The following is a 16386-nucleotide window of genomic DNA, read 5'->3' as shown; positions in this document are numbered from 1 at the left end:
TCATCACAACAGTTTAGTGACCTCTAGCAACTCTATACGCTTGGTTAGGTTGGCAATACAGGCAGAAGCTCAATGGCTAAGCCTCTTGTTTTATACACTAATAATAGCTAATTTTTGTTAGTACAAAGGACTATTATGTCAATCTAAAGTATTAATAGTTCGTTAGACTGACATTCGTTACCGTTTTACACTACCAAAAGCTAACAATAGCAGCGGTTATGTCGTAATAACATCAACCGCCTTGCGACAGTTCACTCAATTGACGGGCTGGCTTTGCGCCATAATGTGCCTTATTTGTTTATTGTGCACTGGCGTCAACACTAACAAAGCAACAATGCCACCGATTAAGGCTAAAAACATATCGGACTGGGTGTCCCACACATAACCTTGAGTACCTAAAAACGCCTCGGCATTTTCGCCTGTTGCCGCGGCAACCCACCATTCAATCAGTTCATAAAAAGCCGAAAATGCCAGTACGAAACACACCGCTAAAAATTGGCACCAGGCACCAATTTGCATCACTTGCTTACGAATAAATATCTCACGCGCCAAAATCACCGGAATAAAGCCTTGGGCAAAGTGCCCCACTTTATCGTAGTTGTTACGCTCGCTCCCCATGACCTGCGCTAGCCAGTCAAACCAAGGGACTTCTGCATAAGTGAACCTTGCGCCAACCAGTAATACGCAACAATGAACTAAAATAAGCCCATAAGCTAAAGACGTTAGCGGAAAACGTTTACGACTAAAAAAGAGTATAGGTAAGGCAATTAAGGCGGGGATGGCTTCTAGCCACCATGTAAACATATCTTTGGGGTCGCTCACCGACCACAACAATACCAACAGGTAAATCGCTATCCATATTACGCGCATTTTCATCCTAATTTCCTCATCTGCGATATTGTTCTAAATTTAAAATATTACTTTAGCCATCTAGCCCTCCACAAGCCATAAAAAAAGTGCTACTTTGGGATGGCGTTGGAAGTCCGCATTTATATCACAACTATAAGTACATGCATTAACACTAATAGTCTATGTATTAGCATAAGCACCATTTAATGATGAGAGGGTACCCATATCATGGCGAAACACTCGCTTGACAAGGATAAAATTAAAATCCTGCTGTTGGAAGGCGTCCACCAAACTGCGGTTGATGTACTGGAACGTGCAGGTTATACCAATATTGAATATCACAAAGCCTCACTCGGCGAAGAGGCGTTACTCGCCTCCATTAAAGATGCTCACTTTGTTGGATTACGTTCGCGCACTCAACTCACTGCAGAAGTGTTACACCATGCAGAAAAGCTAGTCGCTGTTGGCTGTTTTTGTATCGGCACTAACCAGGTTGACTTATCTACCGCTGAACAACTGGGTATCCCGGTTTTCAACGCACCGTTTTCCAATACGCGTAGCGTAGCCGAATTAGTCATTGGCGAAATTATTATGCTAATGCGTGGCATTCCACAACGTAATGCAATTTCACACCGTGGTGGTTGGTTAAAGAGCGCCAACGGCAGTGTTGAAGTACGCGGTAAAACCTTAGGTGTGATTGGTTACGGTCATATTGGTACGCAGCTGGGCATTTTGGCTGAAACCTTAGGCATGAGAGTGATTTTCTTTGATATCGAAGATAAATTGCCACTGGGTAACGCGTCACAAATTCATTCAATGGACGAATTACTCGCCCAAGCCGATGTTGTGAGCTTACACGTACCTGAAACGCCTCAAACCAAGAATATGTTTGCTAAAGCTGAGTTTGCCAAAATGCGTCAAGGCAGCTTCTTTATCAACGCCTCTCGCGGCACTGTGGTAGAAATTGACGATCTCGCGCAAGCGTTAACTTCAGAGTATTTAGCCGGTGCAGCGATTGACGTATTCCCTGTTGAACCAAAATCAAATGACGATGAATTTGTGTCGCCATTACGTGGTTTAGACAATGTGTTACTGACACCGCACATTGGTGGTAGTACTGCTGAAGCACAAGAAAACATTGGTATTGAAGTCGCGGGTAAGTTAGTTAAATACTCAGATAACGGTTCGACCTTGTCTGCAGTTAACTTCCCTGAAGTGTCTCTTGCACAGCACCGTGGTACCTCGCGCTTATTGCATATTCACCAAAACCGTCCTGGCGTGTTGATTAAAATCAACCAGGCGTTTTCTGAAAAAGGCATCAACATTGCTGCTCAGTACTTACAAACCACCGCTGAAATAGGTTACGTGGTTATGGAAGTCGACTCAGATCAAGCTGAAGAAGCCTTAGTTGAACTTAAATCAATTGAAGGCACGATTCGTGCTCGCGTATTGTTTTAATCAACTCATAACTCATTCGTGAATGGCTAACTGCTCATAAAAGCTACCTTGCCCACAAGGTAGCTTTTTTTTATTAGCTTTAAACCTCTGCCCTCTGTTGAGTATGATATTAATCCGTTACACTTCAACACATATCGTCTTATTCTTTCGTTAGGGATCGTTATGACCATTTCAGCAAGCCAACCCGATTGGGATTTCATTGCCACCTCTCCAGCATTAATGTTATCGCGTTTGTCTCACATGGGATTAATCGAAGTCACCGGAGAACAAGGTCGCAGCTTTATTCATGGCCAGGTGACAACCGACATTACTTCGTTAACCGCTGATCAATGGAAATGGGGCGCTCACTGCGATCCTAAAGGTAAAATGTTAGCCAGTTTCCGTACATTTGCCATTGCAGACAGCTTGTTTATGTTAATGCCGACATCGACTCTTGAACTTGATTTACCGCAACTCAAAAAATACGCGGTATTCAGTAAAGCTGAGCTCGCCGATGTCAGCAACCAATATCAAATGATTGGCGTGGCAGGCAGCGAAGCACAGGCATTTATAACGCAACAATTTGGCGATATCACAGCTGCTTTAACCATAGTAGACGGCGGTGCGGTACTGCGTGATGGCGAGCGTTTCATTGTGATTATTACTGATGAAAAAGCGCCTGCGTTAATCAATGCATCACAACAAACATTAGTGGATGCTAGCGCGTGGCAGGCATTAGAAATCAAAGCAGGTTACCCTAATATTGATGCAAGCCATTCAGGCCAATACGTTGCACAAATGTGTAACTTACAAGCCATTGATGGCATCAGCTTTAACAAAGGCTGTTACATGGGCCAAGAAACCATCGCCAGAATGAAATATCGCGGTGGCAACAAACGCGCTCTGTACATATTGTCAGGCACCACCAGCCAAACCATTAATACTGACACCCAATTAGAAATCGCCTTAGAAGATGGTTTCCGCCGTGGGGGCAATATTATTGAGTGTGTTCAACAAGGCGATAAAGTCCTTCTTACTGCCGTATTGCCCAACGATACCGAAAATAATGCGCAGCTGCGTATCGCTGACGATGAAAGCTCGCAATTGACCATTATTGAATTACCTTATTCATTAGTCGATGCTTAATTAAATCAGAGAGTTAATTATTAAAGCGAACCCTAGGTTCGCTTTTTTATTTTTGAACACTCACGCAATATTTGACGTATATTGTTGTTATTATGATTACGTTAACAAGCTGTCACTATGGCGATGTTAATGTGACAGTTTGATTTAACTCATTCGTTATGGAGCGACTATGACCAGCATTGTCACCTTAGACAACATCAGCAAAGGATTTCGCGATGGTGAGTCATTCCATTGTGTGTTGCAGCAGGTCAGCTTAACATTAGAGCAAGGGCAAACGATTGCCCTCACTGGCCCAAGTGGCAGTGGTAAAAGCACGTTATTGAACATTATTGGTGGCTTTGAAACTATCGATAGCGGCTACATGCTCATTAGTCAAAACAACAGTATGTGCTCGGTAAACCAATGGCAAGACAAGCAATGGAGCCAATACCGACGTCAATCTCTTGGGGTGATATTTCAGCAATTTAACTTACTTACGCCTCTTAATGTTCGCGACAACATTCAATTTTCATTAGCATTAAATCAATTAAGTTGGAGCCCATGGTGTGATGAATTATGTCATCAACTGGGACTCACACCACTGTTAGACCGTAGTGTAGAAAACCTCTCTGGTGGACAACAACAACGAGTCGCTATTGCACGTGCTTTAGCCCATAAACCGCAACTAATCTTAGCCGACGAACCCACCGGCAACCTTGACCAACACGCGGGCATGCAGGTTATGCAATTACTCACCGATCTCGCACAACAGGCTAATTGCTGTATTTTAATGGTCACTCACAGTGAAGAATGTGCACAATTTATGCAGCATCGCTGGCACGTTGAAAACCAGCAAATTGTCGTCAACCCTATCGATAATAAGCTGCAGGGGTAAGCCCATGACGTCCCAGTCGTCTGCCACCAGCCGTTTAATATTATGCCTACGCTTGTTTGCTAGCCATTATCGCCATGCGCCATTACAAGCCAGCGCGATTTTACTCGGCATTATGTTGGCAGTGACATTATTGATTGGAGTATACGCCACCAACGAAAATGCCAAGCAAAGTTATGGCAATGTGTCAGAACTGCTTAGCAAACAAGCCCGTTTATCCATTAGCCACCTCACAGAAGATAGCATTGATGAATCGATTTATTTTACGCTAGCCAATGCTGGCTTTGACACGATTGCAAGTATTGAAGGCATTGCAACAGATGAGCAAGGCAGATTATGGCGAGTCAATAGTAGCGATATTATTGCCGCAATAAGCAGCGGTATAGCCCAAGATGAGCAAGCAAACACATCAGTGGCCTCAGCTAATATTCCCCTTGCCGAATTATTGTCGGGCCAAGCTAAAGTGTTAATGTCTGCCAGCCAGCGCGATCGCATCAGCAAGGTGACCAATCAATCGCAAAGCATTACGCTAAATAATATGCCTTTAGACATCATTACGATTGATGATCAGTGGGGATTAGGCTCTGCCCTACTCGCCGATATTTCACTCGCGCAACCATTGCTCAATATGCAAGGAAAGCTGAGTTATATTGCCGTATTTAGCGCCGATAAAACAGAAACCGACAACCAGCTTATCGCCCGCCTCAATCAAACACTGACTCAAGCAGGATTCGACACCACTACACTGCACTTTTCAACCAAAACCAGCGAAGGTGAATCACTCAACGCTTTAACGGCAAGTTTTCATTTAAACCTTGATGCCATGAGCATGCTCGCGTTTGTTGTCGGTTTATTTATTGCCTATAACGGCGTGCGTTACAGTTTAATGAAACGTCAAAAATTGTTAGTGCAAATTATGCAACAAGGACTCGATCGCCGCAGCGTGATGCTAGCCCTAAGTATTGAAATTATTACCTTGGTTTTTATTGGCTGTGTATTAGGCTTTATTGTAGGTTTGCAACTGTCACAATGGTTGCAGCCTATGGTAGCGCTTACGTTAGAGCAGTTATACGGCGCAAAATTATTACCCGGTAATTGGCAGTGGCAGTGGTTTGCCCAAGCACTTATTCTGACGTTATCAGCTGCGTTTGCAGCCTGCGTTCCAATGCTCATCAGCTTGATAAATACACCGCTTGCGCAAGGAGCGCAAAAACAACCGCAAAATAAACAATTTAATATCATCCACCGACGCCAGTTTATCATCGCGGTTTTGTTGTTATTGCTGTGTACCGTGGCTTTCGCCTTTACTGAACAATATCGTCATAGTTTGGTGCTATTAGGTATGTTGGTGGTGGCCATTCCATTGCTGCTGCCGCAATGCCTACATTGGGTAGTGAATTTACTCACGCCAGCCATGCCTAAAGGTTTATGGCAATATGTGATTGCCGAAACCAAAGAGATTATCGCACCGCTTGCCCTCGCCATGATGGCCATTTTACTGGCGTTGTGTGCCAATATCGCCATGAATACTTTAGTGGGTAGCTTTGAAATCACCTTAAAAAAATGGCTCGATGCACGTCTGCATGCTGATTTGTATATTCGGCCTAATCCGAATCAAATCGATACATTGATTTTACTATTAGCTAACGATCCAAAGGTTGATGCGGTATATGAGCAATGGACCGTTGACAGCAATCTAAATCGTGCTGAAACACCGCAAACACTCATCCCTATTAACCTGGTGAGTCGCGACCATATATCGTTAACTGACACCACAGTATTCAAGACAACCGCTGATGACTTTTGGCCGACGTTTACTGCAGGTCATAGCATTATGATAAGTGAGCCCTTATCGATAAAATATCATCTCGACATTGGCGATAAGGTTCAACTATCGCAATTACAGCAACATACATTAACCATAGGCGCGATTTATTACGATTATGGTAATCCTAAAGGTGAGGTCATTATTAGCCAGCCATTATGGCAACAATCACCTTTGCCGGCTAAGCCCATCAGTTTGGCTGTCACTTACCAAGGTGAACTCACCACATTGCAAAATAGCATTAGCCAAAAACTTAACTTATCGTCTGCTTATATGTACAGCCAGCAACGAATTAAAACCGAAGCCATTACCATATTTAACAAAACCTTCTCGATTACTGTCGTGCTCAATAGTTTAACGTTACTGGTTGCCGCGATTGGTTTATTCAGTGCCTGCGTAATGCTCACCCAAGCCAGACAAGCACCGCTAGCACGCTTGTATGCACTCGGTGTTAGTCGTAACCAGTTGCGGATTATGGTAATAGTACAAATGCTGTTTATCGTATTGTTAACCTGTTTAGTTGCCTTGCCAACAGGCGCATTGTTGGGCTATCTGCTGATCCATAAAGTGACTTTACAAGCTTTTGGCTGGAGTATCGCAATGGTTTGGGACTGGGCAGCCTATGTGCAAGTTGTCGTCATTGCGGTAGTGAGCTGCTTATTGGCAGTAAGCTTACCTTTATACTGGCAAACCCGAAAACCTCTGATTTCAAGCTTGCAACAGGAAGCGCTATGATCTCTGTTACTGATAACAAAATACGCAGCTTAAGTTTGGCCGCGATAGGTTTGAGCACAATTGGCTTGTCGCTATTGTTATCAGCTTGCGCGCCTGAGCAAGACACAAACCACAAAGCCACCACTATTAGCACCATGTCAGCACAGTCATCTACGGGCTACAAAGAGGTTGTTCAAGGTAAAAGCTTACAGTTTCCGCAGGACCATTCTGCCCACAACGACTTTAAAATTGAATGGTGGTATTTAACAGCCAATTTAACGACAGCGAAAGGTGAAGATGTTGGGGTGCAATGGACTCAATTTCGGATTGGTATGACGCCATCATCAAATAAAGCAGAAAATAGTCACGACTGGAAGACGAATCAACTCTATATGGCGCATGCTGCGATAACCTCTAAAGATGAGCACCTTATTGCCGAAAAGTGGTCTCGGGGACATCCAAAATTAGCCAGTGTTAACCCGTCGCCCTTTGAAGTTCATCTGCAAAATTGGCAATGGTTAAGCCAATCTGATGATTTGTTCCCAGCTCAGCTAACGGTAAACAACGATACCTTTAACTATCAACTGCAACTGAGTAGTCAACAGCCATTACAATTACAGGGCGATAATGGCTATAGCAGTAAAAGTGCCGACCAAGCTGTAGCATCTTATTACTACAGCCAACCTTTTATTGACGTGACCGGTGAGATTACACGCCACGGTGTCACCGAAAAAGTTAGCGGTAAAGCATGGTTAGATCGTGAATGGAGCTCGCAATTTCTCACTAAAGCTCAACAAGGGTGGGACTGGTTTTCGTTGCGACTCAATGACGACTCAACCTTAATGGCATTTAGATTGCGCGGCGAAACAGAACAAGACCATTTCTTCAGCGCCAGGCGTATGTATGCCGATGGTAGCGGCCGAAATATTAATAGTCGCGACAACCCAAATGATATTGATATGCAACCAACACAGTGGCAACAAACAGCCCTGGGTAACCACCCTATTGCTTGGCGGATCCGAATTAACAGTGAGGCAATAGATGTAACCACTCAAGCCGTCAATCCCAATAGCGACATGCAGGTATCAACCTCTTATTGGGAAGGACCCATTAATATTCAAGGGAGTCATCAAGGCCAAGGCTACATGGAGCTTACAGGGTATCGTTAACTGCTTCACTAACAAGCCTACCTATAAAGAGCTCTTCACCTGCCATTCCAGGATACTTAAGTGTCCACATAACCCGCACTGAAAAGATAACCTGCATTTCAATCAAAGCTAAAACCTACATCTCAGATAACACAAGCTTTACAAGCAATTGCTAAAACAGGATCTGCCTAATTATTAAAATGAGATTTACATCACACGAAAAAATGTGACCTTGAACAACTATTAACCACTATACCCATTCAGAGGTATACCCATACCAATAGTAAGGTCTAGACTTATTTTCATCACGTCACCTCCAATGACTATCACGCACCAAGAACAACATTCTAAGAGTGAGGAACACCATGAGCATAAGCCGTCGCGAGTTTTTAAAAGCCAACGCCGCTGCCGCAGCAGCGTCGGCTGTGGGTATCGCTATTCCAATTAATATGGTTCACGCCGCAGAAGGCAAAACTGACATTACATGGGATAAAGCCCCGTGCCGTTTCTGTGGTGTTGGCTGTAGCGTATTGGTTGGAACTAAAAATGGCAAAGTGATTGCCACTAAAGGCGATCCAGAAAGCCCAGTCAATAAAGGCCTAAATTGTATTAAAGGCTACTTTTTATCAAAAATCATGTACGGCAAAGACCGCCTTACCTCGCCATTACTCAGAATGAAAGATGGCAAATATGATAAAGAAGGCGACTTTACCCCTGTCAGCTGGGATGTCGCATTCGACACCATGGCTGAAAAATGGAAAGCCAGTATTGCTAAAAAAGGCCCAACCTCTGTTGGGATGTTTGGTTCTGGTCAATGGACAATTTGGGAAGGTTACGCTGCGTCTAAACTTCACAAAGCAGGTTTCTTAACTAACAACATCGACCCTAATGCGCGTCACTGTATGGCATCTGCTGTAGGTGGCTTTATGCGTACTTTCGGTATCGATGAGCCTATGGGCTGTTATGACGATATTGAAGCTGGCGACAACTTTGTGCTTTGGGGCGCTAACATGGCAGAAATGCACCCTATTTTATGGGCTCGCTTAACTGACCGTCGCTTAAGCCATAAAGATGCAAAAGTGCATGTGTTATCGACCTACGAAAATCGCAGCTTCGATTTAGCCGACAACCCAATGATTTTTAAACCACAAACTGACCTTGTGATTTTAAACTTTATTGCTAATTACATTATTCAAAACAATGCAGTGAACAAAGACTTTGTGAGTAAACACACTAACTTTGCCCTTGGTGTCACCGACATTGGTTATGGTTTACGCCCTGAACACCCATTAGAAAAAAATGCGAAAAACCCAGGTGATGGTGGTGCAAAACCGATTAGTTTTGAAGAGTATGCCAAATTTGTCAGTACTTATACTGTTGAATATGCATCAGAAATGAGTGGTGTTCCGGTTGAAAACCTTATCACTATGGCCAAAGCCTATGCCGACCCGAAACAAAAAGTCATGAGTTTGTGGACCATGGGTATCAACCAACATACTCGTGGTGTATGGGCAAATAACATGCTGTACAACATCCACTTATTGACCGGAAAAATTGCCACGCCTGGCAACAGTCCATTCTCGCTTACTGGCCAACCATCTGCTTGTGGCACCGCGCGTGAAGTAGGAACATTCTCTCACCGTTTACCTGCCGATATGGTAGTTAATAACGACAAACACCGTGAAATCACTGAAAAGCTGTGGAAAGTACCTGCTGGCACTATTCCAGCAAAACCTGGGTATCACGCGGTATTGCAAAGCAGAATGTTGAAAGATGGCAAATTGAATTGTTACTGGAACATGTGTACCAACAACATGCAAGCCGGTCCTAATATCAACGATGAGATTTACCCAGGTTTCCGTAACCCAGAAAACTTTATTGTTGTGTCTGACCCATACCCAACCGTTACCGCAATGGCAGCTGATTTAATTTTACCTACCGCGATGTGGGTTGAAAAAGAAGGCGCATATGGTAATGCTGAACGCCGCACCCATTTTTGGCATCAACAAGTTAAGCCACCAGAAGGCGCGACTTCAGATTTATGGCAGTTAGTTGAATTCTCAAAACGCTTTAAAGTGTCAGAAGTATGGCCTGCAGAGTTAATAGCCAAGCAACCAGATGTGGCCGATAAAACCTTATTCGACATATTGTTTGCTAACGGTGAAATCAACAAATTCCCGAAAGAGCAATGCAAAGGTGCCTATAACGATGAAAGTGAGCACTTTGGCTTCTATCTACAAAAAGGGATTTTCGAAGAATACGCCCAGTTTGGTCGCGGCCATGCTCACGATTTAGACGCCTTTGACAACTACCATGAAAACCGTGGTAAGCGCTGGCCCGTCATTGATGGTAAAGAAACCTTACGTCGCTTTGTTGAAGGTAGCGATCCGTATGTTAAAGCAGGCGAAGGCTTCAACTTTTATGGTAAACCAGACGGAAGAGCGGTTATTTTTGCTCTGCCGTATGAGCCAGCAGCAGAAGAGCCAAACAAAGAATATGACCTATGGATGTCAACGGGTCGAGTACTTGAACATTGGCACACAGGCTCAATGACCGCTCGTGTACCTGAATTACAACGCGCATATTCTGATGCTCAAATCTTTATGCACCCAGAAGACGCTAAAGTACGTGGTTTGCAACGCGGTGACGAAGTTGTCGTGGCGTCACCTCGCGGCGAAGTCAAAACGCGTGTTGAAACCAAAGGCCGTAATAAACCACCTAGAGGCGTCGTCTTTATGCCGTTTTTCGATGCGCGCCAATTAGTTAACAAGCTATTACTTGATGCGACCGATCCGCTGTCAAAAGAGACAGATTTCAAGAAGTGTCCTGTAAAAGTCATGAAAGCTTAATCAATATTCTAGTGCATAAACGGAAAGTAATGTTATGAGCAAAGCCAATAGCAAATTAGCAAGCGTCAACGGTGTTAACCGCAGACAATTTCTTGCCACAACGGCAAAAGCCAGTTGTGTAATGGGCATGGTCGGTTTGGGATTAACTACGGTTGCTACCCAGTCCCGACAACTTGACCCATTTGCTATTCGCCCGCCAGGCGCATTGGCAGAAGACGACTTTCTATCAGCATGTGTCCGCTGCGGCCTGTGTGTAGAGGCTTGCCCCTACGACACCCTTAAACTGGCTCGCTGGTTTGAAGGCGCGGCAACGGGTACACCGTTCTTTACTGCGCGTGACATTGCCTGCGAAATGTGTGATGACATTCCATGTGTTAAAGCCTGCCCAAGTGGGTCGCTTGATCACAAGCTGGAAAATATCGACGACGCAAAAATGGGCATAGCAGTACTGATAGATGAGAAAAACTGTCTTAACTATAGAGGTTTACGCTGTGATGTTTGTTACCGGGTTTGCCCGCTAATCGATAAAGCCATCACATTAGAACTGCAACGTAATGAAAAAAGCGGCCACCATGCCATGTTTTTACCCACCATAAACCCAGATTTATGTACGGGATGTGGTAAATGCGAACATGCATGCGTGACAGAACTCGCAGTGATAAAAGTATTACCAAGCCATATCGCAATGGGCAAATCGGCAGCTCATGACACTTATCAACACACCGAAGAAACCACACTTGAGATGTTAAATAAGGGGTTGTCACTATGAGCAGCAAACATAGCTCAACCTCTAAATCAGCTACACGCTTTGCGAGTGCTGCGGTTGAAGAATTAGGATGGTGGCGATCACATCGTTTTCTTATTCTTCGCAGATTGTCGCAATTAAGCGTATTGAGCTTATTTGCCATTGGCCCTTTTTTGGGACTGTGGCTTTTTAAGGGAAACCTCTCAAGCAGTTTATTTCTGGACACTGTCCCATTAAGTGATCCCTTAGCCACATTGCAAGTGCTTATGAGTGGCCATTGGCCTGAATTAAGCTTATTACTAGGAGCCATCATCGTTGTTGGCATCTACGCTCTATTAGGCGGAAGAGTATTTTGTAGTTGGGTATGTCCAGTGAATATCATCACCGATTTGGCAAGTTGGGTTAGGCGAACATTATCATTGCCTCGCACCAGCGAAATACCGCAAAACCTGCGCTATTACATGCTAACACTTGTGTTGATATTGCCTATTTTCACCGGTTTTACTGTGTGGGAATGGTTAAACCCAGTACCTATTGTCTACCGCGCGCTATTATTTGGTGCAAGTAGTGGATTGTGGATATTGGTCGTGATTTTTTTGCTCGACACCTTTGTGGTTGAACGAGCTTGGTGTAGCCACTTGTGTCCCACTGGGGCGTTATTTTCACTAATAGGTAAAGTGAGTCCAGTAAAAATTGCCGCTGTGCGTGCCGAGGCATGCAACAACTGTATGGATTGTTTTACTGTTTGCCCTGAGCGTCAGGTATTAAAACCTGTCCTCAAAAAAGGCAGCACCCAAGCGCTTATACTCGACAGTGACTGTACCTTGTGTGGCCGTTGTATTGATGTTTGTGCACCGCGCGTATTCCAATATGAAAACCGATTTAATTCAAAATATTCGAACAGAATTCCTCTTAAGGTGGAGAGCCCGTTATGAAAAAATTAATCACTTTAGCTGCGATAATGCTAGCGATTAGCGCTTACTCAGGTCAACAAGCACATGCTAATCCTGAGCCAGTAAAATTGTCATCACTCGCAGGTGAGTCACAAATTACCGATGTACGTCCCGCAGATGATATGCCTGTTTATCCAAATCGTGGTAAGTCGATTGAACGTACTTTTGTGCATCAACCGCCGATTATTCCGCATAAAGCGACCTACTCAATCAGCACTGATAAAAATGGTTGTTTAAGCTGCCACAGTTGGGATAAAGCGAAGCGTATGAAGGCGACACCCGTTGATACATCGCACGTACTGGACGACAAAGGCACCGTAAAAGGCATGTACTATTTTTGCGATCAGTGCCATGTACCACAAGCTGAAAATAAACAACAACTGGTCGAAAACACCTTTAATTAGTCAACTTCCCTCCCCCCCCGATGATGACGTGTGCCGCTTGCATTGCAAGCGGCTTTTTTATTGTTATGATTTATTTAACAATACCCATAAAAAACCCAGCTTATGCTGGGTTAATGGTTTGCGGTGCTTGTTGTGCGGCTTGTGAATTGGGCTCTGCTGCCGTTTGTGATGCATTTGAAGATTGCACTTCATTCACTTCTGGCATTGCTGCTTGCCACAATGCGCCAACCCATAAACTCGAAATTGATTTCATGACTGTTACTCCGTTGTGTTAACAAGTTCAAAGTAATCGTTTACGGTTTATCAGTAAAATGAATAATCACCTTAACCTAGATTCCATTTAAGCATGAATATACCAATCAAGACCTTACGCTGTTTTCTCACGATAGTAGAAACCGAAAACTTCACCAGAGCAGCGCAACAATGTTTTATGACTCAACCCACATTGAGCAAAGTGGTGCAGCGCTTAGAAGATAGCCTCGGTGAACAATTGCTTATTCGTAATAATCAAAAGGTAGAGTTAACCCCCGCCGGGCGTCTATTTGCTCAAAGTGCACAAGAGATATTAGGCCATTGGCATCGCTTACAAGAGGATATGAGTAATTTACGCGGCCTTAAATCGGGACAATTGCGACTAGGGGTTTGCCCTATGATGAGCAGTCTAATTATTGGATTATTAACCCGTTATCGCCAACAATACCCTGGTATAGAATTACAGATGTACGAATATGGCGGTTTTGGCTGTGAGCAAGCCTTAATCAACAATAGCCTTGATATCGCCTTCACTGCACTTCCTACAACCCACAAAACTGAGTTGTCGAGCCAACTACTGACGAAGTACCCTTTACTTGCCTGCCTTCCGGTAGGGCATCCATTAGCCGATAAAGCAGAAATTAAGTGGCACGACTTTGCGTCATATCCATTTATTTTATACAACGAAGATTTCTCGTTAGCCAAATTAATTAATCGCCTCAGCCGCAAAGCTGGTGTGCAACTCAATATCGCTTTTAGGAGTGGTCAATGGGATTTTATCGCCGCAATGGTTGAGGCCAATATGGGTGTAGCGATATTACCCGAACCGATTTGTCAGCGCTTAACGGCCAGTCAATTAGTGTTCAAACCAATGCAACCTGCAATGACTTGGGATCTCGCCTTAATATGGCGTCAAAACCTTCCGCTTACACCACCTGCTCAAGCGTTACTATCGCTCAGTACACCAAATACAGCTAACCCTGAAAATCCTTTGCTATGAAGCGCTAAATCGCAGGCATAAAAAAACCGCTGCCTAAGCAACGGTTTTTATCAGCGAGAAGTTAAGAATTACTTCTTAGCTTCAGCAGCCTTACGCTCTTTAACTTGAGCAACTACTTTTTCAGATACGCTGTTAGGACATTGTGCGTAGTGAGCGAATTCCATAGAGAATTGGCCACGACCTGAAGTCATAGTACGTAGTGAACCGATGTAACCGAACATTTCTGATAACGGTACGTCAGCTTTAATACGAACACCAGTCATACCCGCGTTTTGATCTTTGATCATACCGCGACGACGGTTAAGGTCACCAATTACGTCACCAACGTTGTCATCTGGGCTGAACACGTCAACGTTCATGATAGGCTCAAGAAGTTGTGGTTTAGCTTTAGCGATAGATTGACGGAACGCGCCTTTAGCAGCGATTTCGAACGCGATTGCTGAAGAGTCAACTGCGTGGAATGCACCATCAGTTAATTCAAATTCAACGTCTAACACTGGGAAGCCAGCGATAGTACCGGTGTTCATCATGCTACCAAAACCTTTCTGAACCGCAGGCCAGAATTCTTTTGGAACGTTACCACCAACAACAGAAGACTTAAACACAAAACCTGTGTTTGCAGCACCTGGACGGATTTTATAGTCGATCTTACCGAACTGACCTGAACCACCAGACTGTTTCTTATGCGTGTAGCTATCTTCAACTTCTGCTGTGATAGTTTCACGGTAAGCAACTTGTGGCTCACCAACGATTAGTTCAACACCGTAAGTACGCTTAAGGATGTCTACTTTAATGTCTAAGTGAAGTTCACCCATACCTTTAAGGATGGTTTCACCAGAATCGATGTCTGTTTCAACACGGAAAGATGGATCTTCTGCAATCATTTTACCGATAGCGATACCCATTTTCTCACTGCCGCCTTTATCTTTTGGCGCTACAGAGATAGAAATTACTGGCTCAGGGAATACCATGGCTTCTAGAGTACATGGGTGCTTAGGATCACAAAGAGTGTGACCAGTTTGCACGTTCTTCATACCAACGATAGCGATAATATCACCAGCCTGAGCTGATTCAATTTCGATACGTTCGTTAGCATACATTTCAACCATACGGCCGATACGCTCTGTTTTACCAGTGAATGAGTTAAGGATGGTGTCACCCTTCTTCAAACGGCCTGAGTAAACACGTACGAATGTTAATGCACCAAAACGGTCATCCATAATCTTGAATGCTAATGCTTTAAACGGAGCATCTACATCAACGATTGCGAACTCGCCATTTTCGTTACCTTCTTCGTCAGTTAGCGGTTGTGGATCAACTTCAACTGGATCAGGTAAGTAATCAACAACGGCATCAAGCAATAACTGCATACCTTTGTTTTTGAATGCGCTACCACAATATGTTGGGAACACAGCCATTGTACGAGTACCAGCACGGATACAACGCTTAACATCTTCAATAGATGGTTGAACGCCTTCCATGTAAGCTTCTAATAGGTCATCGTCTTGCTCAAGAGCAGTTTCGATTAGCATTTCACGGTATTCTTCAACGATGTCAACCATGTCAGCTGGCACGTCTTTAATTTCGAAGTTTTCTGGTAAACCAGAATCATCCCAAATGTGCGCTTTACGAGTTAGTAGGTCAACAACACCACAGAACTCGTCTTCGATACCGATTGGTAGAACCATAACCAATGGGTTAGCCGCTAAAACGTCTTTAGTTTGCTTAACAACACGTAAGAAGTCAGCACCCATACGGTCTAACTTGTTTACGAAGATGATACGCGAAACTTCTGAATCGTTAGCATAACGCCAGTTGGTTTCAGATTGTGGCTCAACGCCGCCTGAACCACAGAATACGCCGATACCGCCGTCAAGCACTTTAAGCGAACGATATACTTCTACTGTGAAGTCAACGTGGCCTGGGGTGTCGATAACGTTAAAACGGTGATCTTTCCAGAAACAGCTTACTGCTGCAGACTGAATGGTAATACCGCGCTCAGCTTCCTGTTCCATGAAGTCTGTGGTTGATTCACCATCATGTACTTCACCGATCTTGTGGATCTTACCGGTTAGCTTAAGGATACGCTCGGTGGTCGTGGTTTTACCCGCGTCAACGTGAGCGAAGATACCAATGTTTCTGTATTTGGATAATTCGGTCATGATTCAACTTTAATGATTAGTTTAAGAAGTA

At 44.0% G+C, this 16386-nt stretch carries 13 protein-coding genes; 10 read left to right on the top strand and 3 right to left on the bottom strand.

Going from position 1 to position 16386, the window contains the following annotated elements:
- Nucleotides 1–255: 255 nt before the first annotated feature.
- Nucleotides 256–876 (bottom strand): DUF2238 domain-containing protein, encoded by a 621-nt coding sequence (locus AC19MX_RS10850; RefSeq protein ID WP_498297995.1) that lies wholly within the window; start codon nucleotides 874–876, stop codon nucleotides 256–258.
- A 201-nt stretch (nucleotides 877–1077) separates the two neighbouring features.
- Here AC19MX_RS10850 and serA point away from each other — a divergent pair, with 201 nt between their 5' ends.
- The 9 genes from serA (at nucleotide 1078) to AC19MX_RS10805 (ending at nucleotide 12941) form a co-directional block, all read left to right on the top strand.
- Nucleotides 1078–2307 (top strand): phosphoglycerate dehydrogenase, encoded by a 1230-nt coding sequence (serA, locus tag AC19MX_RS10845; protein WP_432402943.1) that lies wholly within the window; start codon nucleotides 1078–1080, stop codon nucleotides 2305–2307.
- Between the two features lie 162 nt (nucleotides 2308–2469).
- On the top strand, nucleotides 2470–3432 hold the full coding sequence (gene ygfZ / locus AC19MX_RS10840; protein WP_432402941.1) for a tRNA-modifying protein YgfZ: 963 nt from the start codon (nucleotides 2470–2472) through the stop codon (nucleotides 3430–3432).
- Nucleotides 3433–3601: 169 nt separating this feature from the next.
- The gene (locus tag AC19MX_RS10835) at nucleotides 3602–4306 is read left to right on the top strand and encodes an ABC transporter ATP-binding protein (protein WP_498297993.1); all 705 of its coding nucleotides are present in this window, start codon (nucleotides 3602–3604) and stop codon (nucleotides 4304–4306) included.
- 4 nt (nucleotides 4307–4310) lie between these two features.
- Nucleotides 4311–6863, top strand: coding sequence for an ABC transporter permease (locus AC19MX_RS10830; protein WP_498297991.1), 2553 nt, complete (start codon nucleotides 4311–4313; stop codon nucleotides 6861–6863).
- Nucleotides 6860–8011, top strand: a complete 1152-nt coding sequence (locus tag AC19MX_RS10825; RefSeq protein WP_498297989.1) for a lipocalin-like domain-containing protein — start codon at nucleotides 6860–6862, stop codon at nucleotides 8009–8011. The genes AC19MX_RS10830 and AC19MX_RS10825 overlap by 4 nt, the downstream gene beginning before the upstream one ends.
- 344 nt (nucleotides 8012–8355) lie before the next feature.
- On the top strand, nucleotides 8356–10839 hold the full coding sequence (gene napA, locus AC19MX_RS10820; protein ID WP_432402933.1) for a nitrate reductase catalytic subunit NapA: 2484 nt from the start codon (nucleotides 8356–8358) through the stop codon (nucleotides 10837–10839).
- Nucleotides 10840–10873: 34 nt separating this feature from the next.
- A complete protein-coding gene (gene napG / locus AC19MX_RS10815) occupies nucleotides 10874–11608 on the top strand; it encodes a ferredoxin-type protein NapG (RefSeq protein WP_432402931.1) in 735 nt (244 codons plus the stop codon).
- Entirely contained in the window at nucleotides 11605–12519 is a 915-nt protein-coding gene (gene napH / locus AC19MX_RS10810) for a quinol dehydrogenase ferredoxin subunit NapH (RefSeq protein ID WP_498297987.1), read from the top strand. The genes napG and napH overlap by 4 nt, the downstream gene beginning before the upstream one ends.
- Nucleotides 12516–12941, top strand: a complete 426-nt coding sequence (locus AC19MX_RS10805; RefSeq protein ID WP_498297985.1) for a nitrate reductase cytochrome c-type subunit — start codon at nucleotides 12516–12518, stop codon at nucleotides 12939–12941. The genes napH and AC19MX_RS10805 overlap by 4 nt, the downstream gene beginning before the upstream one ends.
- A 100-nt stretch (nucleotides 12942–13041) precedes the next feature.
- On the opposite strand, the gene AC19MX_RS10800 is transcribed toward AC19MX_RS10805, so the two are convergent.
- The gene (locus AC19MX_RS10800) at nucleotides 13042–13194 is read right to left on the bottom strand and encodes a hypothetical protein (RefSeq protein WP_432402925.1); all 153 of its coding nucleotides are present in this window, start codon (nucleotides 13192–13194) and stop codon (nucleotides 13042–13044) included.
- A gap of 93 nt (nucleotides 13195–13287) precedes the next feature.
- Here AC19MX_RS10800 and AC19MX_RS10795 point away from each other — a divergent pair, with 93 nt between their 5' ends.
- On the top strand, nucleotides 13288–14193 hold the full coding sequence (locus AC19MX_RS10795) for a LysR family transcriptional regulator (RefSeq protein WP_498297983.1): 906 nt from the start codon (nucleotides 13288–13290) through the stop codon (nucleotides 14191–14193).
- 68 nt (nucleotides 14194–14261) lie between these two features.
- Here the strand turns inward: AC19MX_RS10795 and fusA are convergent, their stop codons facing one another.
- On the bottom strand, nucleotides 14262–16355 hold the full coding sequence (gene fusA / locus AC19MX_RS10790; RefSeq protein ID WP_498297982.1) for an elongation factor G: 2094 nt from the start codon (nucleotides 16353–16355) through the stop codon (nucleotides 14262–14264).
- Nucleotides 16356–16386 lie beyond the last annotated feature (31 nt).

It is taken from the genome of Shewanella sp. MF05956 (genome assembly GCF_059758055.1).
This window is presented reverse-complemented; position numbering and strand designations above follow the sequence as displayed.

Coding starts and splice junctions, on each gene's coding strand:
- AC19MX_RS10835 (WP_498297993.1), top strand. CDS start 3,602: ATGACCAGCATTGTCACCTTAGACAACATCAGCAAAGGATTTCGCGAT.
- napA (WP_432402933.1), top strand. CDS start 8,356: ATGAGCATAAGCCGTCGCGAGTTTTTAAAAGCCAACGCCGCTGCCGCA.
- napH (WP_498297987.1), top strand. CDS start 11,605: ATGAGCAGCAAACATAGCTCAACCTCTAAATCAGCTACACGCTTTGCG.
- AC19MX_RS10850 (WP_498297995.1), bottom strand. CDS start 876: ATGAAAATGCGCGTAATATGGATAGCGATTTACCTGTTGGTATTGTTG.
- AC19MX_RS10805 (WP_498297985.1), top strand. CDS start 12,516: ATGAAAAAATTAATCACTTTAGCTGCGATAATGCTAGCGATTAGCGCT.
- AC19MX_RS10830 (WP_498297991.1), top strand. CDS start 4,311: ATGACGTCCCAGTCGTCTGCCACCAGCCGTTTAATATTATGCCTACGC.
- AC19MX_RS10795 (WP_498297983.1), top strand. CDS start 13,288: ATGAATATACCAATCAAGACCTTACGCTGTTTTCTCACGATAGTAGAA.
- AC19MX_RS10825 (WP_498297989.1), top strand. CDS start 6,860: ATGATCTCTGTTACTGATAACAAAATACGCAGCTTAAGTTTGGCCGCG.
- serA (WP_432402943.1), top strand. CDS start 1,078: ATGGCGAAACACTCGCTTGACAAGGATAAAATTAAAATCCTGCTGTTG.
- AC19MX_RS10800 (WP_432402925.1), bottom strand. CDS start 13,194: ATGAAATCAATTTCGAGTTTATGGGTTGGCGCATTGTGGCAAGCAGCA.
- fusA (WP_498297982.1), bottom strand. CDS start 16,355: ATGACCGAATTATCCAAATACAGAAACATTGGTATCTTCGCTCACGTT.
- ygfZ (WP_432402941.1), top strand. CDS start 2,470: ATGACCATTTCAGCAAGCCAACCCGATTGGGATTTCATTGCCACCTCT.
- napG (WP_432402931.1), top strand. CDS start 10,874: ATGAGCAAAGCCAATAGCAAATTAGCAAGCGTCAACGGTGTTAACCGC.